An 18,779-nucleotide genomic window follows, 5' to 3' on the forward strand; every position below is an offset into this window, starting at 1 on the left:
GCTTGACGCTAATCCGCACGGGCAGGCCTGTCCAGTGCGCTCACTCGTCGAACTGGTAGCTGCCCGGCGCCAGGTTCTCGAAGCGCGAGTACTTGCCGAGGAAGGCCAGCCGGGTGGTGCCGATCGGGCCGTTACGCTGCTTGCCGATGATGATCTCGGCGACGCCCTTGAACTCGGTTTCCGGGTGATAGACCTCGTCGCGGTAGACGAACATGATGACGTCGGCGTCCTGCTCAATGGCCCCGGATTCGCGCAGGTCGGAGTTCACCGGACGCTTGTTGGGACGCTGCTCCAGCGAGCGGTTGAGCTGCGAGAGGGCGATCACCGGGCAGTTGAATTCCTTGGCCAGCGCCTTCAGCGAGCGGGAGATCTCGGAAATCTCGTTGACCCGATTGTCGCCGCTGGAACCGGGAATCTGCATCAGCTGCAGGTAGTCGACCATGATCATGGCGATCTCGCCGTGCTCGCGGGCCAGGCGCCGGGTGCGCGCGCGCATTTCCGCCGGGCTGATGCCGGCGGTGTCGTCGATGAACAGCTTGCGCTCGTTGAGCAGGTTGACCGCCGAGGTCAGCCGCGGCCAGTCGTCGTCGTCCAGCCGGCCGGCGCGCACCTTGGTCTGGTCGATCCGCCCGAGCGAGGCGAGCATCCGGATCACGATGGATTCGGCAGGCATCTCCAGGGAATACACCACTACCGCCTTGTCGCTGCGCAGCACGGCGTTCTCCACCAGGTTCATCGCGAAGGTGGTCTTGCCCATCGACGGACGCCCGGCGACGATGACCAGGTCGGCCGGCTGCAGGCCGCTGGTCTGCTCGTCCAGATCGGTGAAGCCGGTGGAAAGACCGGTGATGGCGTCGCCGGAGTTGAACAGCGAGTCGATACGATCGATGGCCTTGACCAGGATGTCGTTGATCGCCAGCGGGCCGCCGGCTTTTGGCCGTGCCTCGGCGATCTGGAAGATCATCCGCTCGGCCTCGTCGAGAATCTCGTCGCCGCTACGACCCTGGGGTGCGTAGGCGCTGTCGGCGATCCGGTTGCTGATGCCGATCAGCTGGCGCAGGGTGGCGCGCTCGCGGACGATCTGCGCATAGGCCTTGATGTTGGCCACCGAGGGGATGTTCTTGGCCAGCTCGCCGAGGTAGGCCAGGCCGCCGACCTGTTCCAGGTGGCCTTCCTTGTCCAGCTGCTCGGACAGGGTGACCACGTCGAACGGCATGTTGCGCTCGGCCAGCACCGTGATGGCGCGGAAGATCATGCGGTGGTCGTGGCGGTAGAAATCGCCGTCGGACACCTGGTCGAGCACCCGCTCCCAGGTGTTGTTGTCCAGCATCAAGCCGCCCAGCACGGCCTGCTCGGCCTCGATGGAATGCGGCGGCACCTTGAGGGCAGCGGTTTCCAGGTCGTACTGCTCGGGAGGACTGATGTCGTTCATGGCTGGCGAGGATTCCGGGACGGCAAAAAGACAACGGGCACGCTCCGCAGCTGCGGAGAGTGCCCGATGTTAGGCGTCTGGCAGCCAGGCTGCCAGACGATATGGCGACCGCTTAGCCGGCGACCACGACCAGGCGGATGCTGGCCTCGACGTCGGTGTGCAGGTGCAGGGCCACCTCGTATTCGCCAGTTTGGCGAATGGTGCCGTTGGGCAGACGCACTTCGCTCTTCGCCACTTCCAGACCGGCGCCGGTCAGGGCGTCGGCGATGTCGGCGGTGCCGATGGAGCCGAACAGCTTGCCTTCATCGCCAGCAGTGGCGGTGATGGTGATTTCCAGCTCGTTCAGCTGGGCCGCGCGCTCTTCGGCGGAAGCCCGCTTCTCGGCAGCCAGACGCTCCAGTTCGGCACGACGGGCTTCGAACGCCGCAACGTTCTCGGCGGTGGCCGCGGTGGCCTTGCCCTGCGGCAGCAGGAAGTTGCGCGCGTAGCCGCCCTTTACACTCACCTTGTCGCCCAGGTTGCCCAGGTTGGCGATCTTTTCCAGCAGGATGACATCCATTTGAGTCTTACCTCTTAACTTTTAACCTTCACCGTTCGCAGCTCCGGAGCCACCCTTGGGCGTCTGCCGACCGCGAAAATCAATCAGACTGTCGACGATGGCCAAGACCATCAGTAACGGATAGGTCAGCTGCATGAAGAGCAGCAGCGTCACATACAGCCCCACCAGCCAGAACCGCCCCAGCCGCCCCTGCGCCACCAGCCCGTGTATCAGGGCTATGCCAGCGAAGAACAGCGGTACGCTGCACAGCGGCGTCAGCATGGCCATCTGCGCCCCCAGGTTGGGAGCGAGCAGCATTCCGGCCAGCAGCGCGAGCGCCCACAGACCTGGCAGGCGCAGCGCGCGGAACTCGCTGGCAAAACCACCCGGGTTGTACAGCAGGCTCTGCCAGTAACGACCGAGCACCAGGGCAAGCAAGCTGACGATCTGCAGCAGCGCCGCCAACAGGCCGGTCAGCACCGGCACCAGCAGGGCACCCAGACGCGCCTGCTCGTCCGCCGAGAGCGGCCGGGCCGACTCGAGCACCTGCGGCATTAGCTTCTGCAGCTCGCCGGCCATCGCCTCGATGGGGGCGCGAAACACCTCCCCCAGCACCAGCGCATAGACCAGGCCGACCAGCACGCTGCCCATCAGCACCAGCCGCCAGGACACGCTGGTGCGCAGCAGCTGAGCCAGCCCCAGGGTGCCGAGCAACAGCAGCAGGGTGCGCGGCTCGCCGAAATACCACCAGGCAGCCGCCGGCAGCAGGGCCAGAGCGACGATACCGAAGGCATCGCTCAAGCCGCGGCGCAGCAGCACCAGGCAGCCTGCCGCCGCGCTCAGCCAGAACAGCAGCGGCAGGGCGGCGGAGCCGACGACCACGAAGCCGGCCTGCATGCGACCGCGCATGATGAACTCAGCCAGGGCGCGCATGCGATCTACCCCTTACCTTTGTCGACCGCCCGCCATCAACGGCCGTGGCTGTCGGTGTAGGGCAGCAGGGCCAGGTAGCGGGCACGCTTGATGGCGGTGGCCAGCTGACGCTGATAACGGGCCTTGGTACCGGTGATGCGGCTGGGAACGATCTTGCCGGTTTCGGAGATGTAGGCCTTCAGGGTGTTGAGATCCTTGAAGTCGATCTCTTTGACGCCTTCGGCGGTGAAACGGCAGAACTTGCGACGACGGAAGAAACGTGCCATGGGAGTTGCTCCTCAATAGATCCGTGGATTACTCGTCAGCTTTATCGCTGTCGCTATCGCTGTCGTGACCTTCGTGGCCGCCGTGTTCGGGGCGCTCACGACGCTCGCGACGCTCGCTGCGGTTTTCCTCGGCCTTGAGCATCTCGGACTGGCCGGTGATGGCTTCGTCGCGGCGGATGACCAGGTTGCGGATGACGGCGTCGTTGTAGCGGAAGTTGTCTTCCAGCTCGGCCAGGGCCTTGCCACTGCACTCGACGTTCAGCATCACGTAGTGAGCCTTGTGCACGTTGTTGATGGCATAGGCCAGCTGGCGACGGCCCCAGTCTTCCAGACGATGGACCTTGCCACCATCTTCTTCGATCAGCTTGGTGTAACGCTCCACCATGCCACCGACCTGCTCGCTCTGATCCGGGTGGACCAGGAAAATGATTTCGTAATGACGCATGGATGCTCCTTACGGGTTGTAGCCTGCCGACGCGATGCGGTCAGGCAAGGAGTGAATGACTCGTTGGACTTGCCGGGAATCCGGGGCAGTGCGCCCCAGCTCGAGACAAGGGGCGCAATTCTAGAGAAGGGCCGGGAGGGAAGCAAGGCGCACAGCGCCCTGCCGTCACTGCAGGCGGCGCTGGCGCACGGCCTCGAACAGACAGACGCCGGTGGCGACGGACACGTTCAGGCTGCTGACGCTGCCGGCCATCGGCAGGCGCACCAGGTAATCGCAGTGCTCGCGGGTCAGCCGGCGCATGCCCTTGCCCTCAGCGCCCATGATCAGCACGGTCGGGCCGCGCAGATCCAGCCCATAGAGCTCCTGCTCGACCTCGCCGGCGGTGCCGACCGTCCACAGGCCGCGCTGACGGAGCTTCTCCAGGGTCCGCGCCAGATTGGTCACCGCCACCAGCGGAACCACCTCGGCGGCGCCGCAGGCGACCTTGCGCACCGTGGCATTCAGGGTGGCCGACTTGTCCTTGGGCACGATCACCGCCTGCACGCCGGCGGCGTCGGCGGTACGCAGGCAAGCACCGAGGTTGTGCGGATCGGTGACGCCGTCCAAGACCAGCAGCAGCGGCGGTCCTTCGCAGCGGTCGAGCAGTTCGTCGAGCATCGCCTCGCCCCAGACCTGGCTGGGACTGACCTCGGCGACCACCCCCTGGTGCACGCCCTCGGCCCACTCATCCAGCTCACGACGCTCACGCTGGCCGACCGGCACCCGCGCCTGCCGGGCCAGCTCGAGCAGCGCCTGGATCCGCGGATCCTGACGCCCCTCGGCCAGCCAGAGCTGCTTGACCCGCCGGGGATGATGACGCAGCAGGGCCTCCACGGCATGCACGCCGTAGATCCGTTCCAGATCGCTCATGTTCTGGCCTTGCTCCGGGCCTTGCGGGGGGCCCCCTTGTCAGCCGGCTTGTGCTGCCTGCCGCCCCCGCCCTTCTCGGCAGACCCCTTGGCCGCCTTCCGGCGCTCCGGCTTGGCAGTCTTGGCCTCGGCCAGCAGCGCCTGCTTGGTCGCCCGACTCTTCTTCACATCGGTATTGCCGAGCATGGCCTCGGCCTGGGCCAGCAGTTCGGAAGCCAGCGGCGCCAGCTCCTTGCCCTTGCCGCCCTTGCCACGCCCCTTGGCGGCACGCTCCTCGACCACCTCCTCCTGCTCGGCGGCACGCCGACGACGCCCGGTCGGCTGTCCACGCTCGCCCTCGACCAGCTCGAAATCGATCCGCCGCTCGTCCAGGTCGACCCGCATCACCCGCACGGCAACGCTGTCGCCGAGCCGGAAGCCACGCCCGCTGCGCTCCCCGGACAGGCGATGATGCACCGGATCGAAGTGGTAGTAGTCGCCCGGCAGGGCGGTGACATGCACCAGTCCCTCGACGTAGATGTCCTTCAGCTCTACGAAGATGCCGAAGCCGGTCACCGCGGTGATCACCCCGTCGAAACGCTCGCCGACGCGATCCTGCATGAACTCGCACTTCAACCAGTTGACCACGTCACGGGTCGCCTCGTCGGCACGCCGCTCGGTCAGCGAGCAGGCTTCGCCGAGCTGCTCCAGGGTCGCCTCGTCGTAGGGATAGATGCGCGCCTTGGGCATGCTCGCCGCACCCGCGCGGCGGACATGGGGCGTCTCGCGCTTGGAGCGGATCACGCTGCGGATCGCACGGTGCACCAGCAGATCCGGATAGCGGCGGATCGGCGAGGTGAAATGGGTGTAGGCCTCGTAGTTCAGGCCGAAGTGGCCGTGGTTGTCGGCGCTGTACACCGCCTGGCTGAGCGAGCGCAGCATGACCGTCTGGATCAGGTGGAAGTCCGCTCGCCCCTGGATCGACTCCAGCAGCATCTGGTAGTCCTTCGGTGTCGGGCCATCCTTGCTGCGGTGCAGACTCAGGCCGAGCTCGCCAAGAAAGGCCTTGAGCTTCTCCAGGCGCTCCGCCGGCGGGCCGTCGTGCACCCGGTAGAGTCCCGGCAGCTCGTGCTTCTGCAGGAACGCGGCGGTCGCCACGTTGGCGCAGAGCATGCACTCCTCGATCAGCTTGTGCGCATCGTTGCGCTCGGTCGGCAGGATTTCCGCGATCTTGCGCCCGGAACCGAAGACGATGCGTGTTTCCTGGGTCTCGAAATCGATGGCACCACGCACCTGGCGCGCCTTCACCAGCACCTTGTAGAGCGAATACAGCTGCTTGAGATGCGGCAGCACCCCGGCATAGATGCTGCACAGCCGCTTGCCTTCGGGGCTCTTCGGCTGCTCCAGCATGGTGCTGACCCGGTTGTAGGTCAGTCGCGCATGGGAATGGATGACCGCCTCGTAGAACTGGTAATCGGTCATCTTGCCGGAGCGCGACAGGGTCATCTCGCAGACCATGGCCAGCCGGTCAACCTGCGGGTTGAGCGAGCAGAGGCCGTTGGACAGCTCCTCGGGCAGCATCGGTACCACCCGCTCGGGGAAATACACCGAGTTGCCGCGCTGGCTGGCTTCCTCGTCCAGCGCCGAGCCGACCCTGACGTAGTGGGACACGTCAGCGATCGCCACATAAAGGCGGTAGCCACCGGCGATCGGCGCCAGAAGGCTCTTCTCGCAGTAGACCGCATCGTCGAAGTCGCGGGCATCCTCACCATCGATGGTGACGAACGGCAGGTGGCGCAGGTCGATGCGCTTGAGCTTGTCCTTCTCCTCCACCTCGGGCTTGAGCTTGCACGCCTCCTTACGCACGGCCTCCGGCCAGACGTGAGGGATATCGTAGCTGCGCAGGGCAACGTCGATTTCCATGCCCGGCGCCATATAGTTGCCGATCACCTCGACGATGTCGCCCTGCGGCTGGAAGCGCAGGGTCGGCCAGTGGGTGATGCGGATCTCGACGAACTGGCCGACCGCGGCGTTCCCCGTGCGACCGGGGGTGACCAGCACCTCCTGCTGGATCTTCGGGTTGTCGGGGATGACAAAACCGATGCCGCCTTCTTCGTAGTAGCGGCCGACGACGGTTTCATGGGCTCGCGAGACCACCTCGACGATGGCCCCCTCGCGGCGGCCCCGCCGGTCGAAGCCGGATACCCGTGCCAGCGCACGGTCGCCGTCGAACAGCAGGCGCATCTGCATCGGACTGAGAAAGAGGTCGTCGCTGCCGTCGTCGGGAATCAGGAAGCCGAAGCCGTCCCGATGTCCGCTGACCCGGCCGAGCACCAGGTCGAGCTTGTCCACCGGTGCATAGGTACCGCGGCGGGTATGGAGCAGCTGACCGTCGCGCTCCATGGCGCGCAGACGCCGGCGCAGGGCTTCGATCTGCTCCTCTTCGCGCAGGCCAAACTCCTCCGCCAACTCCTCGCGGCTGGCGGGAGCCCCGCGCTCGTCGAGGCGCTTCAGGATCAGCTCGCGGCTGGGAATGGGGTTATCGTACTTTTCCGCCTCGCGGGCGGCCTCGGGATCGAGACTTTGCCAATCGGCCATCAGTGCGTTGTCACCTTATTCATGATTTCCATTTGAGGTATCTGCCATCTGCTTATTGAAGCGCGAAATCCATCTGTCGGTCAGCTTTGCGGTGACAATAATTTTTTCACCTCAAGGGTTTACAAGCCAAGACCTGCTCCGTATAGTTCGCGCCCACAACGTTGCAGACGTTGTAGCATGAAATCGACGCAATAGCATCGAGATGCAGTGCCCAGGTGGCGGAATTGGTAGACGCACTAGGTTCAGGTCCTAGCGGTGGCAACACCGTGGAAGTTCGAGTCTTCTCCTGGGCACCATATTGAAAAGCACACTTCGCTGAAGTGGTCTTTTATCGCGGACAGCAGGTTCCGTGTCGGCCAGTCCGATGAATACTGCGAAAGTCAGCGTTTGATCGTCGCATGTGCCCAGGTGGCGGAATTGGTAGACGCACTAGGTTCAGGTCCTAGCGGTGGCAACACCGTGGAAGTTCGAGTCTTCTCCTGGGCACCATCTCATTCACGAAAAAACCGAGCCACTGGCTCGGTTTTTTCGTTTCCGCACACCTGAAACCTCACCGCCCCTTCCAGTGCTTCCAGTGGCAAGCCCCATGCGAAAGACCGCCCGCAGGCGGCCTTTCGGGCGATCCAACTTCAGGCGAACGGATGACGCAGCACGATGGTTTCGTTGCGATCCGGACCGGTGGAAATGATGTCGATGGGCGCCCCAACCAGCGCCTCGATGCGCTTGATGTAGGCAAGCGCATTGGCCGGCAGCCCGTCCAGGCTCTTGATGCCGACGGTCGACTCCTTCCAGCCCGGCATCTCCTCGTACACCGGCTCCAGTCCCACATAGCTGTCGGCATCGGTCGGGGCCTCGATGATGACACCCTCGGCATTCCGGTAAGCCACGCACAGCTTGACGGTTTCCAGGCCGTCCAGCACATCCAGCTTGGTCAGGCACAGACCGGAGATGCTGTTGATCTCGATGGCACGGCGCAGGATCACCGCATCGAACCAGCCACAGCGGCGGGCACGGCCGGTGGTGGAACCGAACTCATGCCCCTTGCTGGCCAGATGCGCCCCGATATCGTCGAACAGCTCGGTGGGGAAAGGTCCGGACCCCACACGGGTGGTGTAGGCCTTGGTGATGCCGAGGATGTAGTCGAGGTACAGAGGACCGAAGCCGGAGCCGGTGGCGGTACCGCCAGCGGTAGTGCTGGAACTGGTCACATAGGGATAGGTGCCGTGATCGATGTCCAGCAGCGAACCTTGAGCACCCTCGAACATGATGTCGGCTCCCTGCTTGCGCAGCTCGTGCAGACGCACGGCAACATCGGCGATCATCGGCTTGAGCAGCTCGGCGTAGCCGAGCGCCTCGTCGAGGGTCTTCTGGAAGTCCACCGGCTCGACCTTGTAGAAGTTCTGCAGGACGAAGTTGTGGTACTCCAGCAGCTCCCGCAGCTTCTTGGCAAAACGCTCCGGATTGAACAGGTCGCCGATGCGCAGGCCGCGACGCGCCACCTTGTCCTCGTAGGCCGGGCCGATGCCGCGACCGGTGGTGCCGATCTTGCCTTCGGAGCGGGCGGCCTCGCGCGCCTGGTCCAGAGCCACGTGGTAGGGCAGGATCAGGGTGCAGGACGGACTGATGCGCAGGCGCTGGCGCACCGGCACACCCTTCTCCTCCAGCTTGACGATCTCGCGCAGCAACGCATCCGGCGCCACGACCACCCCGTTGCCGATCAGGCACTCCACGTTGTCGCGCAAAATCCCGGACGGGATCAGGTGCAGCACGGTCTTCTCGCCATCGATGACCAGCGTGTGACCGGCGTTGTGGCCACCCTGATAACGTACGACGGCCGCCGCCTGATCGGTCAGCAGGTCGACGATCTTGCCCTTGCCCTCATCGCCCCACTGGGTGCCCAGGACCACGACATTCTTACCCATAACGCTTGTCCTCTTCGGGAAAAACTGAAGCCGGCCCATGGGCCGACTGAAGAAACTCAGGGAGCCAGCGGCACCACCCGCCACTGCCCATCGCTCAGCAGCAACTGCCGGTCGCAGCCACCAGCCCGCGCAGCGGCAATTGGCTGGCCCGGCAAGGCCTGGACCACCCGCTCGCCCTGGCGCCGCAGGCGCTGCACCATCTGCCAAAGATAGACATCGTGACTATCCGGGGCCCAGATGCCGACCACCGGCTCGGCCGAGTCCACCTGCCCCAGAGCCACCAGGGTCTTCAGGTCGGTGGAAAAACCGGTTGCCGGCCGGGCACGGCCAAAATCGGCGCCGATGTCGTCGTAACGCCCCCCTTGGGCGATCGACTGGCCGACACCCGGCACGAAGGCGGCGAACACCACGCCGGTGTGATAGTAATAGCCGCGCAGTTCGCTCAGATCGAAATACAGCGGCAGCTCCGGATAGCGCACGCCCAGGATGTCGGCAATGGCGATCAGTTCATCTAGGGCCGCCTGCACTTCGGCGGGAGCGTCGACCAGACAGGCCTGCGCCAGATCGAGCACTTCGCGACCACCGCAGAGTTCGGCCAGAGCGCGCAGCATCGAGGCCTGGGCCGCGGGCAGCGCCGCGGTCAGGGCCTCCACCTCGTCGACGGCCTTGCGCTGCAGGGCATCGAAAAGCTGCTGCTCGACTTCGCCGGAGAGCCCCGCCGCCCGAGCCAGGCCCCGGTAGATGCCAACATGCCCGAGGTCCATGTGCACGTCCGGCACCGCGACCTGCTCGAGCACCTCCAGCATCAGGCCGATGACTTCCACGTCGCTGGCCGGGCTGGCATCGCCGTAAAGCTCCGCCCCCAGCTGAATGGGGCTGCGCGAAGTGGACAGGGCCCGCGGCTTCGCATGCAGCACGCTGCCGGCATAGCAGAGCCGGCTGGGCCCCTCGCGGCGCAGGGTGTGCGCATCGATGCGCGCGACCTGCGGCGTGATGTCGGCGCGAAAGCCGATCAGGCGGCCGGACAGCGGGTCCGTCACCTTGAAGGTACGCAGGTCCAGGTCCTGACCGGCGCCGGTCAGCAGAGACTCCAGAAATTCGATATGCGGGGTGACGACGAACTCGTAGCCCCAGCGCTGGAACAGATCCAGCATCTGACGACGCACCACTTCGATGCGGGCCGCCTCCGGCGGCAGAACTTCCTCGATGCCATCCGGCAGCAGCCAGCGGTCTACCGTTGCCATTACGCCTTTCCTCTCTCGATCCGGGCGGCAAGCCTTTAGTGAAGCAAATAAAGGAGGGCTGTTCCCAGCAGCATGCTGGCCAGCCCGGTGAGGCGCAGTTGGCGATCCGACAATTGCAACACCTGCATGATCGCACTACGCCAGCGTCGCGGATTGAGGAATGGCAGGATGCCTTCGAACACCAGCATCAGACACAAGGCAACCGCGAATTCCTGCCACATGATTCCCACAGACGCAAAAAAGCCGGGATTTTCCCGGCTGGCCCATCATAACACGTTTTCCACTCGGGACATCCCGGCGGGGCCTGCAGCCCCGCCGGATCTCCATCACGGCTTGGCCTGCTCCAGATAGCGGAAGAAGTCGCTCTTCGGATCCAGGACCAGCATATCCTTCTTGTCCGCGAAACTGCCGCGATAGGCTTGCAGGCTGCGGTGAAAGGCATAGAACTCCTGATCCTGCTGGTAAGCCTGGGCATAGATGGCAGCGGCCAGCGCATCGCCCTCGCCACGCAGTTCTTCCGACTCGCGATAGGCCTCGGCCAGCAGCACACGGCGCTGGCGGTCGGCATCGGCACGAATCCCCTCGGCCAACTCCTTGCCCTTGGCCCGGTGCTCGCGGGCCTCGCGTTCGCGCTCGGTGCTCATGCGCTCGAACACGCTGCGATTGACCTCCTTCGGCAGGTCGATGGCCTTGACCCGCACATCGAGCACCTCGATCCCCAACTCCTTGCGCGCCAGGCGATCGAGCATCTGGGTGATGTCCGCCATCAGCGCGTCACGCTCGCCGGACACCACTTCATGCAGGGTACGCTTGCCGAACTGGTCGCGCAGCCCCGACTCGAGGCGGCGCAGCAGACGCTCGTCGGCGACCTGCTTGAGGCCGGAAGTCGCGGTGTAGAAGCGCTCGGCATCCGCCACCCGCCACTTGGCGTAGGCATCGACCATCACTGCCTTCTTTTCCAGGGTAAGGAAACGCTGGGTCGGCGAATCCAGCGTCAACAGACGGGCATCGAACTTGCGCACCTTGTTGACATAGGGAATCTTCACGTGCAACCCGGGCTGGACATCGGCCTCGACGATGCGACCGAACTGCAGCAGGACAGCCTTTTCGGTTTGCGCCACGATGTAGAAGCTGTTCCAGACGGCGACCGCCAGAACCACTCCGACGACCAGGGCGATCACGGACTTGTTGCTCATCAACGCCTCTCCCTTGAACGCAGGTCTCGCTGCTGCTGATCATTGCCGACCTGCGAGCCCATCTCGGCAGCGCCCGCCGCGGCAGGCGCCGGCAAGCCAGCCGGGGCACCACCGGCACGCCCCTCGAGCATCTTGTCGAGCGGCAGGTAGAGCAGGTTGCTCTGCCCACCCTCGGTGGCAACCAGGACCTTGCTGCTGTTGCTCAGGACCTCCTGCAGGGTTTCCAGGTAGAGGCGCTGACGGGTCACCTCCGGCGCCTTGCGATACTCCGCCACCAGCCTGCTGAAACGTTGCGCCTCACCCCGGGCACGAGCCACGACCTCCTCGCGATAGCCATTGGCATCCTCGAGAATCCGCTGGGCCTGGCCGCGGGCCTCGGGAATCACGCCATTGGCATAGGCTTCCGCCTGGTTGCGCTCGCGCTGCTCGTCCTCGCGGGCCCGGATCACGTCGTCGAACGCCTCCTGGACCTCGCGCGGCGCCTGGGCGTTCTGCACGTTCACCTGGGTCACGAGGATGCCGGTCCGGTAGGTATCCAGGAAACGCTGCAGGCGCTCCCGAACCTCGCTCGCCAGCAGCTCGCGTCCCTCGGTGAGCACCTGGTCCATCTCGGTGGAGCCCGCCACATGGCGCAGGGCGCTGTCGGTGGCATGCTGCAGGCTGACCTCGGGCTGGTCCACGTTCAGCACGAAGTCCTTCAGGTTGCTGATCTTGTACTGCACGGTGAGCGGCACCTCGACGATGTTCTCGTCCTCGGTGAGCATCTGCCCCTGCTTGCTGTAGGCCCGCTCGCGGGTAACGTTCTCCACGAACCTGCGATCGATCGGCGGAAAGTGGATATTCAGGCCCGGCCCGACGGTTTCGTGATACTTGCCGAAGCGCAGCACCACCGCCTGCTCCTGCTCGTCCAGCACATAGATCGCGCTGTACAGCCAGAAAGCCGCCAGCACCGCCAGGGCGATGCCGAACAGACCGAAACCGCCGCCCTTGCCACCTGCCCCGTCACTGCCGCGCTTCTTGCCGCCCAGCATGCCGTTCAGGCTTTCCTGTAACTTGCGGAACGCCTCGTCGAGGTCCGGCGGTCCCTTACGGTCACCCCCACGACGCCCCCCCCAGGGATCCTGATTGTTAGAATTGCCACCCGGCTCATTCCAAGCCATAGCGCTCTCCATCTGAAAAACACAGACGCGCCCACGGCACGCCGCCCCATGCTACCCAATTGCCCGCTTCCAGCGGCAAAATCGCCGGCTGCGCTTTCATTGCAAAGTATGTTGCGCGATGAACTCGTCCGGCCGCAGCCCCTCCCGGCTGACCAGACGATTCAGGTCGATCCGTGGCAAACGCACCGCCAGCAGGCTTCCCCCATCCTCATCATGCGTCTCGCTGCGCACTGCCCCGAGCGCGAAGAACTGCGCGCGCAGCCGACCCAGCCCCTGCGGCAGACGCAGGGTTCCGACGAACAGATCATCCCCCAGCAGCTCGGCGATGGCCTGGCGCAACAGATCCAAGCCCCGTCCGTCGCGGGCCGAAACCCAGACCCGCTGCGGCTTGCCGTCGGCATCGCGCTGGATCTGCGGCTCCATGCCCTCGAGCAGGTCAAGCTTGTTGTATACCTCGAGAATCGGCAGGCTGTCGGCGCCGATCTCCCCCAGCACAGCCATGACCTGCTCGATCTGTGCCATGCGCTCGGGCTCATGGGCATCGATCACGTGCAGCAGCAGGTCGGAGTTGCTCGACTCTTCCAGCGTAGCGCGAAATGCCTCGACCAGCTTGTGCGGAAGATGGCGGATGAAGCCCACGGTATCGGCCAGCACCAGCGCCCCCAGGTCATCCAGCTCGAGGCGGCGCAGGGTCGGATCGAGGGTGGCGAACAGCTGGTTGGCCGCGTAGACCTCGGAAGCCGTCAGAGCATTGAACAGGGTGGACTTGCCGGCGTTGGTGTAGCCGACCAGGGAAACCAGGGGAATTTCCGCGCGCCGGCGACCGCGCCGCGCCTGCTCGCGCTGGCTGCGCACCTTTTCCAGACGCTGGCGGATCTGCCTGATGCGTACCCGCAGCAGGCGCCGGTCGTTTTCCAGCTGGGTTTCGCCGGGGCCACGCAGACCGATACCGCCCTTCTGCCGCTCCAGGTGGGTCCAGCCGCGAACCAGCCGCGTGCTCATGTGCTCCAGCTGAGCCAGCTCGACCTGCAGCTTGCCCTCGTGAGTTCGCGCGCGCTGGGCGAAGATGTCCAGAATCAGGCCGGTACGATCGAGCACCCGGCACTCGAAGGCACGCTCCAGGTTGCGCTCCTGGCTGGGTGTCAAGATGTGATTGAAGATCACCAGCTCGGCCTGCTCGGTCCTGACCAGATCGTGCAGTTCATCGACCTTGCCGGTGCCGATCAGATACTTGGCGCTCGGCTGGTGGCGCGCCACACCGACGAACGCCACCACGTCGGCACCTGCCGAGCGGGCAAGTTCCTGGAACTCCTGCGGGTCCTCACGCGCCTCGGGATCCTGCCCCTCCAGATGAACCAGAATGGCCCGCTCTCCACCACCAGGGCGCTCAAAGAACAAGGTGGACTCCTATCAGGCGTTGCCGGGTTCGGGCTGCTCGCCCTCGCTCGCAGTGGGCAGGCGCACCGGACGGCTCGGCACCACGGTGGAAATCGCGTGCTTGTAGACCATCTGGCTGACAGTGTTCTTCAGCAGAATCACGAACTGGTCGAAGGACTCGATCTGGCCCTGCAGCTTGATGCCGTTGACCAGATAGATGGAAACCGGAACGCGCTCTTTGCGCAGCGTATTAAGGTAAGGGTCTTGTAGCGAATGCCCTTTTGACATAAGGAGCTCTCCTTTCAGGGATGGTTTGGAAATCGAAGAAAAATGGCAGGCCGCCCCCATGGAAAACCCAAAACGGCAGCAAGGACTGAAGTTCAGGCCAATATGGCGGCCGCCTCGAGGTATTTCAAGGTGCGTTGAAGATTGTCGTCCCCCAGGCTGTCCAACCAGTGGAGGTCGGTCCAGCTGCGCAACCAAGTGAATTGCCGCTTGGCCAGTTGGCGTGTCGCAATGATGCCGCGCTCGACCATCTGCTCGCGCGTCAGTCGGCCATCCAGATGCTCCCACACCTGCCGATAGCCGACGGCCCGCATGGAGGGCAGGCTCTCGTGCAGATCGCCGCGCCGCCGCAAGGTCTCGACCTCGTCGACGAAGCCCTGCTCCAGCATCAAGTGGAATCGCCGGGCGATCCGCTCGTGCAGAATCTGTCGCTGCGTCGGCGCCATTGCCAGATGGGCGACAGTATAAGGCAAATGCCCGGCAATCGAGTTGCCGGATGCAGGATTTTGCGCGACCTGACGCAGCCGATGGGCGGTCATCGACAGGCCGCTGATCCGATAGACCTCCAGGGCCCGCACCAGACGCTGGGGATCGTTGGGGTGGATGCGCGCCGCCGACTCCGGATCGACCGCCGCCAGCTCCCGGTGCAGGACCGGCCAGCCTTCCGCCGCTCCCCGCGCCTCCAGCTCCGCACGTAGCGCCGGATCGGCGCCCGGCATGTCCGCCAGCCCCTCCAGCAGGGCCTTGTAATACAGCATGGTGCCGCCCACCAGCAGGGGGATGCGCCCCCGGGCGGTGATCTCCGCCATGGCCGCCAGGGCGTCGTCGCGGAACTCGGCGGCGGAGTAGCTTTCCGCCGGATCGCGGATGTCGATGAGGCGATGGGGGAACTCCGCCAGCAGCGCCTTCGCGGGCTTGGCCGTGCCGATGTCCATGCCCCGGTAGACCAGCGCCGAGTCGACGCTGATCAGCTCGCACGGCAGGACCCGCGCCAGCTCCAGCGCCAGATCGGTCTTGCCGGAGGCGGTCGGCCCCATGAGGAAGATGGCGGGAGGCAGGCGGGACATCGGCGGACTCGGTGCTGGTGCGAAAAGGGCGCATAGTTTCGGGCGCCGGACGCCCGGCCGCAAGCGGACCTGCCCGGCGGGCGGGAACGGCTAACGGCCGCGCAGGAACAGCTTGTCCAGCTCGTTCATACCCAACTGGGTCCAGGTCGGCCGCCCGTGGTTGCACTGGCCGCTGCGCTCGGTGTGCTCCATGTCGCGCAGCAGGGCGTTCATCTCCGGCAGGGTCAGGCGCCGGCTGGCGCGCACCGCGCCATGACAGGCCATGGTCGCCAGCAGCTCGTTGAGATGAGCCTGGATGCGGTCGCTGGTCCCGTACTCGAGAAGATCGGCCAGCACATCGCGCACCAGCTGGCCCGCCTCGGCCTGGCGGAGCAATGCCGGCGTCTGGCGGATCGCCAGGGTTTCCGGACCGAGGCGCTGCAGCTCGAAGCCCAGCCGCTGGAACCACTCGGCATGCTCCTCGGCGCAGTCCGCCTCGCGCTGGCTGAGGACCAGGCTTTCCGGCACCAGCAGCGGCTGGCCGCGCAAGCCCTCGCTGGCCATGGCAACCTTCAGCCGCTCGTAGGTGATCCGCTCGTGGGCCGCGTGCATATCCACCAGCACCAGCCCCTGGGCATTCTCGGCGAGGATGTAGATGCCCTTGAGCTGGGCCAGGGCATAGCCGAGCGGTGGAATGCCGCCCAGCCCCTCCGGCTGGGCCGCGGGCTCGGCCCCGGACTCGGCCAGGGGTGCGAAAAACTCGCGATAGAGGCCCGCGGACTCGGCAGAGCGCCCGGCCGGCCGCGGCGAAGGCGTCTGATAGCCGGCGCCCGTCCCCTTCCAGGCGGCCGGCCTTTCGGGCTCCCGCTCGGACAGACCGGCGGACAGCGGCATCTCGCCCTGCCCGCGGAACTCGCCGGCGGCCGGCCCGACGGGCGGCGCCAATGGCACTACGGCAGCGGGCGCCGCCAGACGGTCCTCGGGACGCACCTCGCCCAGCGCATGGTGCAGGGTGCCATAGAGGAAGTCGTGGATCATGCGGCTGTCGCGGAAACGCACCTCGTGCTTGGTCGGGTGCACGTTGACATCCACCACCGCCGGATCGACCTCGAGGAACAGCACGAAGGCCGGGTGCCGGCCGTTGAACAGCACGTCACGATAGGCCTGGCGCACCGCATGGGCAACCAGCTTGTCGCGCACCATGCGGCCGTTGACATAGAAGTACTGCAGGTCGGCCTGGCTGCGCGAGAAGGTCGGCAAGCCGACCCAGCCCCACAGGCGCAAGCCGCCCCGCTCGACCTCGACGGGCAGCGCCTGTTCCAGGAAGGCCGGCCCGCAGACCGCCGCCACCCGCCGCGCACGGGCCGTCTCGTCGCCGGCCTCGTGCAGGGCCAGCGCACTGCGGCCATTGTGGCGCAGATGGAAAGCCACGTCGAAGCGCGCCAGAGCCAGGCGCCTGATGACCTCCTGCAGATGCTCGAACTCGGTCTTCTCCGCGCGCAGGAACTTGCGCCGCGCCGGCGTGTTGAAAAACAGGTCGCGCACCTCCACCGAGGTGCCGACCGGATGCGCCGCCGGCTGCACCCGCGCCTCCATGTCGCGCCCCTCCGTTTCGACCTGCCAGGCCTGCCCGGCATCGGCGGTACGCGAGGTCAGGGTCAGGCGCGCCACCGAGCCGATCGAGGCCAGCGCCTCGCCGCGAAACCCCAGGCTCGTCACCCGCTCGAGATCCTCCAGATCGCGGATCTTGCTGGTGGCATGGCGGGCCAGGGCCAGCGGCAGGTCGTCGGCGGCAATGCCGCAGCCGTCGTCGCGTATCCGCAGCAGCTTGACACCGCCCTGCTCCACCTCGATGTCGATGCGCCGGGCGCCGGCGTCCAGGCTGTTCTCCAGCAGCTCCTTGGCCACCGAGGCGGGTCGCTCGACCACCTCGCCAGCGGCGATCTGGTTGGCCAGCCGCGGACTCAGCAGCTGGATGCGTGCCGGACCGTTCATGGCTGGGCCGCCAGGGTGGCGGCCGGGATGTCGAGGACCTGACCAATCTTCAGCTCGTCGCTCTTCAGTCTGTTGGCGCTGCGCAGCGCCGCCATGCCGACCTGATAGCGCTCGGCGATCAGCGCCAGGGTTTCGCCAGAGCTGACCACATGTTCCTGTCGCCCCTGGGCGATCTTCCCGGAGTCGCGCAGCCAGGCGATGTAGGTGCCCGGCGGCGGATTCTGGTGGAAGAACTGCCGTACCCCGCCGTGGATGGAGCGCGCCAGCGCCTGCTGGTGACTGCGGGTCTGCAGCTTGCCGGCTTCGCCAGGATTGGAGATGAACCCGGTTTCCACCAGGATCGACGGTATGTCCGGCGACTTCAGCACCATGAAGCCGGCCTGCTCGACCCGCTCCTTGTGCAGCGGGGTGATCCGCCCCATGTTGCTCAGCACCTTCTGGCCGACGTTCAGGCTGGAAGACAGCGAGGCGGTCATCGACAGGTCGAGCAGCACGCCGGCGAGCATGCGGTCCTTGTCTTCCAGGCTGACGTTACCGGCGCCGCCGATCAGGTCCGAACGGTTCTCGCTGTCGGCCAGCCAGCGCGCCGTTTCCGAAGTCGCGCCGCGATCGGACAGGGCATAGACGGAGGCGCCGAAGGCCGACGAGCGCGGCGCTGCGTCGGCATGGATGGAGACGAACAGGTCGGCCCCCTTCTTGCGGGCGATCTCGGTGCGCCGGCGCAGCGGAATGAAGTAGTCGCCGGTGCGCACCAGCTCGGCGCGAAAGCCCTTCTCGGCGTTGATCTGGCGCTGCAGTTCGCGGGCGATGGCCAGCACGACGTGCTTTTCCTGGGCGCCCTGCGGGCCGATCGCGCCGGGATCCTCGCCGCCATGACCGGCATCGATGGCGACCACGATGTCGCGCTTGCCCCTGGGCAACGGCGTGGTCGCCTTCGCCGCCGGCTTGGTCGGCGTCACCACCGGAACCGGCACAGGTACCGGCACCGGCTTGGTGGTTGCGACGCGCGTCGGCGGCAGCTCGGGCGCCACGCTCGGCTCCGGCTCCTGATCGTAGAGGTCGAGCACCAGGCGATGGCCGTACTGCTGGTTGGGGGCGAGGGCGAAACTCTTGGGCACCACCGACTTGGACAGATCGAGAACCAGACGCAGATCGTTCGGGGTCCGCTGCGCCGCGCGCAGACCGCTGATCGGGGTGTTGCCCAGGGCGAGCCTGTCCAGCGGAGTGCGCAGCTGGGCGCCGTTGACATCGATGACGATCCGGTGCGGCGCGGTCAGGGTGAACACGCTGTGCTGCACCTGGCCGCTCAGATCGAACACCAGGCGGGTATTGTCCGGCGCCCGCCACAGGCGCACGCCCCGCACTTCCACGGCGGCCCAGGCATCGACGGCCAGGGCGGCGAGCAGCAGACCGACGCCGGCAGCCCAGGCACGCATGGGATTCCCCCTCATTTGT

At 65.9% G+C, this 18,779-nt stretch carries 17 protein-coding genes and 2 tRNA genes; 2 read left to right on the forward strand and 17 right to left on the reverse strand.

Annotated elements, in window-relative coordinates; translation table 11 throughout:
- Positions 1-40: 40 nt before the first annotated feature.
- The 7 genes from dnaB to rnr form a co-directional block, all read right to left on the reverse strand.
- Complete coding sequence (dnaB, locus tag ACG10_RS17835; RefSeq protein WP_089169249.1) at positions 41-1,432, reverse strand: replicative DNA helicase; 1,392 nt, start codon at positions 1,430-1,432, stop codon at positions 41-43.
- Between the two features lie 112 nt (positions 1,433-1,544).
- On the reverse strand, positions 1,545-1,991 hold the full coding sequence (rplI, locus tag ACG10_RS17840; RefSeq protein ID WP_039805961.1) for a 50S ribosomal protein L9: 447 nt from the start codon (positions 1,989-1,991) through the stop codon (positions 1,545-1,547).
- A gap of 21 nt (positions 1,992-2,012) precedes the next feature.
- Positions 2,013-2,903 carry a YybS family protein gene (locus tag ACG10_RS17845; RefSeq protein ID WP_089169250.1) on the reverse strand — a complete coding sequence of 297 codons (891 nt, stop codon included), beginning with the start codon at positions 2,901-2,903 and terminating at the stop codon, positions 2,013-2,015.
- Between the two features lie 35 nt (positions 2,904-2,938).
- Positions 2,939-3,169 (reverse strand): 30S ribosomal protein S18, encoded by a 231-nt coding sequence (gene rpsR / locus ACG10_RS17850; protein WP_012699436.1) that lies wholly within the window; start codon positions 3,167-3,169, stop codon positions 2,939-2,941.
- Between the two features lie 28 nt (positions 3,170-3,197).
- A complete protein-coding gene (gene rpsF, locus ACG10_RS17855) occupies positions 3,198-3,614 on the reverse strand; it encodes a 30S ribosomal protein S6 (RefSeq protein ID WP_039805963.1) in 417 nt (138 codons plus the stop codon).
- A 165-nt stretch (positions 3,615-3,779) separates the two neighbouring features.
- A complete protein-coding gene (gene rlmB, locus ACG10_RS17860) occupies positions 3,780-4,523 on the reverse strand; it encodes a 23S rRNA (guanosine(2251)-2'-O)-methyltransferase RlmB (protein WP_039805964.1) in 744 nt (247 codons plus the stop codon).
- The gene (gene rnr / locus ACG10_RS17865; RefSeq protein WP_089169251.1) at positions 4,520-7,099 is read right to left on the reverse strand and encodes a ribonuclease R; all 2,580 of its coding nucleotides are present in this window, start codon (positions 7,097-7,099) and stop codon (positions 4,520-4,522) included. The genes rlmB and rnr overlap by 4 nt, the downstream gene beginning before the upstream one ends.
- Before the next feature lie 209 nt (positions 7,100-7,308).
- Between rnr and ACG10_RS17870 the strand changes: the two genes are divergently transcribed.
- Positions 7,309-7,395, forward strand: a tRNA-Leu gene (locus tag ACG10_RS17870).
- 106 nt (positions 7,396-7,501) lie between these two features.
- Positions 7,502-7,588, forward strand: a tRNA-Leu gene (locus ACG10_RS17875).
- 140 nt (positions 7,589-7,728) lie between these two features.
- Here ACG10_RS17875 and ACG10_RS17880 read toward each other — a convergent pair.
- The 10 genes from ACG10_RS17880 to ACG10_RS17925 form a co-directional block, all read right to left on the reverse strand.
- On the reverse strand, positions 7,729-9,021 hold the full coding sequence (locus ACG10_RS17880; protein WP_089169252.1) for an adenylosuccinate synthase: 1,293 nt from the start codon (positions 9,019-9,021) through the stop codon (positions 7,729-7,731).
- 56 nt (positions 9,022-9,077) lie between these two features.
- The gene (locus ACG10_RS17885) at positions 9,078-10,265 is read right to left on the reverse strand and encodes an ATP phosphoribosyltransferase regulatory subunit (protein WP_089169253.1); all 1,188 of its coding nucleotides are present in this window, start codon (positions 10,263-10,265) and stop codon (positions 9,078-9,080) included.
- A 35-nt stretch (positions 10,266-10,300) separates the two neighbouring features.
- The gene (locus ACG10_RS17890; protein WP_039805968.1) at positions 10,301-10,486 is read right to left on the reverse strand and encodes a DUF2065 domain-containing protein; all 186 of its coding nucleotides are present in this window, start codon (positions 10,484-10,486) and stop codon (positions 10,301-10,303) included.
- A gap of 105 nt (positions 10,487-10,591) precedes the next feature.
- Positions 10,592-11,461 (reverse strand): protease modulator HflC, encoded by an 870-nt coding sequence (hflC, locus tag ACG10_RS17895; RefSeq protein WP_089169254.1) that lies wholly within the window; start codon positions 11,459-11,461, stop codon positions 10,592-10,594.
- Positions 11,461-12,621: an FtsH protease activity modulator HflK gene (gene hflK, locus ACG10_RS17900; RefSeq protein WP_089169255.1), complete on the reverse strand. Its 1,161-nt coding sequence runs from the start codon at positions 12,619-12,621 to the stop codon at positions 11,461-11,463. The genes hflC and hflK overlap by 1 nt, the downstream gene beginning before the upstream one ends.
- A gap of 96 nt (positions 12,622-12,717) precedes the next feature.
- Complete coding sequence (hflX, locus tag ACG10_RS17905; RefSeq protein ID WP_089169256.1) at positions 12,718-14,019, reverse strand: ribosome rescue GTPase HflX; 1,302 nt, start codon at positions 14,017-14,019, stop codon at positions 12,718-12,720.
- A gap of 12 nt (positions 14,020-14,031) precedes the next feature.
- Positions 14,032-14,286 (reverse strand): RNA chaperone Hfq, encoded by a 255-nt coding sequence (gene hfq / locus ACG10_RS17910; protein ID WP_012699425.1) that lies wholly within the window; start codon positions 14,284-14,286, stop codon positions 14,032-14,034.
- Positions 14,287-14,378: 92 nt separating this feature from the next.
- Positions 14,379-15,350, reverse strand: a complete 972-nt coding sequence (gene miaA, locus ACG10_RS17915) for a tRNA (adenosine(37)-N6)-dimethylallyltransferase MiaA (RefSeq protein WP_089169257.1) — start codon at positions 15,348-15,350, stop codon at positions 14,379-14,381.
- Positions 15,351-15,440: 90 nt separating this feature from the next.
- Positions 15,441-17,324, reverse strand: a complete 1,884-nt coding sequence (gene mutL / locus ACG10_RS17920) for a DNA mismatch repair endonuclease MutL (RefSeq protein ID WP_089169258.1) — start codon at positions 17,322-17,324, stop codon at positions 15,441-15,443.
- A complete protein-coding gene (locus ACG10_RS17925) occupies positions 17,321-18,775 on the reverse strand; it encodes an N-acetylmuramoyl-L-alanine amidase (protein ID WP_408608418.1) in 1,455 nt (484 codons plus the stop codon). The genes mutL and ACG10_RS17925 overlap by 4 nt, the downstream gene beginning before the upstream one ends.
- Positions 18,776-18,779: the final 4 nt, after the last annotated feature.

The organism is Azotobacter chroococcum, assembly GCF_002220155.1.
GTDB classification, from domain to species: domain Bacteria; phylum Pseudomonadota; class Gammaproteobacteria; order Pseudomonadales; family Pseudomonadaceae; genus Azotobacter; species Azotobacter chroococcum.

What these genes read in the sequence shown, in the direction of transcription:
- rnr (WP_089169251.1), bottom strand. Translation starts at nt 7,099, where the DNA reads ATGGCCGATTGGCAAAGTCTCGATCCCGAGGCCGCCCGCGAGGCGGAA.
- ACG10_RS17885 (WP_089169253.1), bottom strand. Translation starts at nt 10,265, where the DNA reads ATGGCAACGGTAGACCGCTGGCTGCTGCCGGATGGCATCGAGGAAGTT.
- rplI (WP_039805961.1), bottom strand. Translation starts at nt 1,991, where the DNA reads ATGGATGTCATCCTGCTGGAAAAGATCGCCAACCTGGGCAACCTGGGC.
- hflC (WP_089169254.1), bottom strand. Translation starts at nt 11,461, where the DNA reads ATGAGCAACAAGTCCGTGATCGCCCTGGTCGTCGGAGTGGTTCTGGCG.
- rpsR (WP_012699436.1), bottom strand. Translation starts at nt 3,169, where the DNA reads ATGGCACGTTTCTTCCGTCGTCGCAAGTTCTGCCGTTTCACCGCCGAA.
- hfq (WP_012699425.1), bottom strand. Translation starts at nt 14,286, where the DNA reads ATGTCAAAAGGGCATTCGCTACAAGACCCTTACCTTAATACGCTGCGC.
- mutL (WP_089169258.1), bottom strand. Translation starts at nt 17,324, where the DNA reads ATGAACGGTCCGGCACGCATCCAGCTGCTGAGTCCGCGGCTGGCCAAC.
- ACG10_RS17925 (WP_408608418.1), bottom strand. Translation starts at nt 18,775, where the DNA reads ATGAGGGGGAATCCCATGCGTGCCTGGGCTGCCGGCGTCGGTCTGCTG.
- dnaB (WP_089169249.1), bottom strand. Translation starts at nt 1,432, where the DNA reads ATGAACGACATCAGTCCTCCCGAGCAGTACGACCTGGAAACCGCTGCC.
- ACG10_RS17880 (WP_089169252.1), bottom strand. Translation starts at nt 9,021, where the DNA reads ATGGGTAAGAATGTCGTGGTCCTGGGCACCCAGTGGGGCGATGAGGGC.
- rlmB (WP_039805964.1), bottom strand. Translation starts at nt 4,523, where the DNA reads ATGAGCGATCTGGAACGGATCTACGGCGTGCATGCCGTGGAGGCCCTG.
- miaA (WP_089169257.1), bottom strand. Translation starts at nt 15,350, where the DNA reads ATGTCCCGCCTGCCTCCCGCCATCTTCCTCATGGGGCCGACCGCCTCC.
- ACG10_RS17890 (WP_039805968.1), bottom strand. Translation starts at nt 10,486, where the DNA reads ATGTGGCAGGAATTCGCGGTTGCCTTGTGTCTGATGCTGGTGTTCGAA.
- ACG10_RS17845 (WP_089169250.1), bottom strand. Translation starts at nt 2,903, where the DNA reads ATGCGCGCCCTGGCTGAGTTCATCATGCGCGGTCGCATGCAGGCCGGC.
- rpsF (WP_039805963.1), bottom strand. Translation starts at nt 3,614, where the DNA reads ATGCGTCATTACGAAATCATTTTCCTGGTCCACCCGGATCAGAGCGAG.
- hflK (WP_089169255.1), bottom strand. Translation starts at nt 12,621, where the DNA reads ATGGCTTGGAATGAGCCGGGTGGCAATTCTAACAATCAGGATCCCTGG.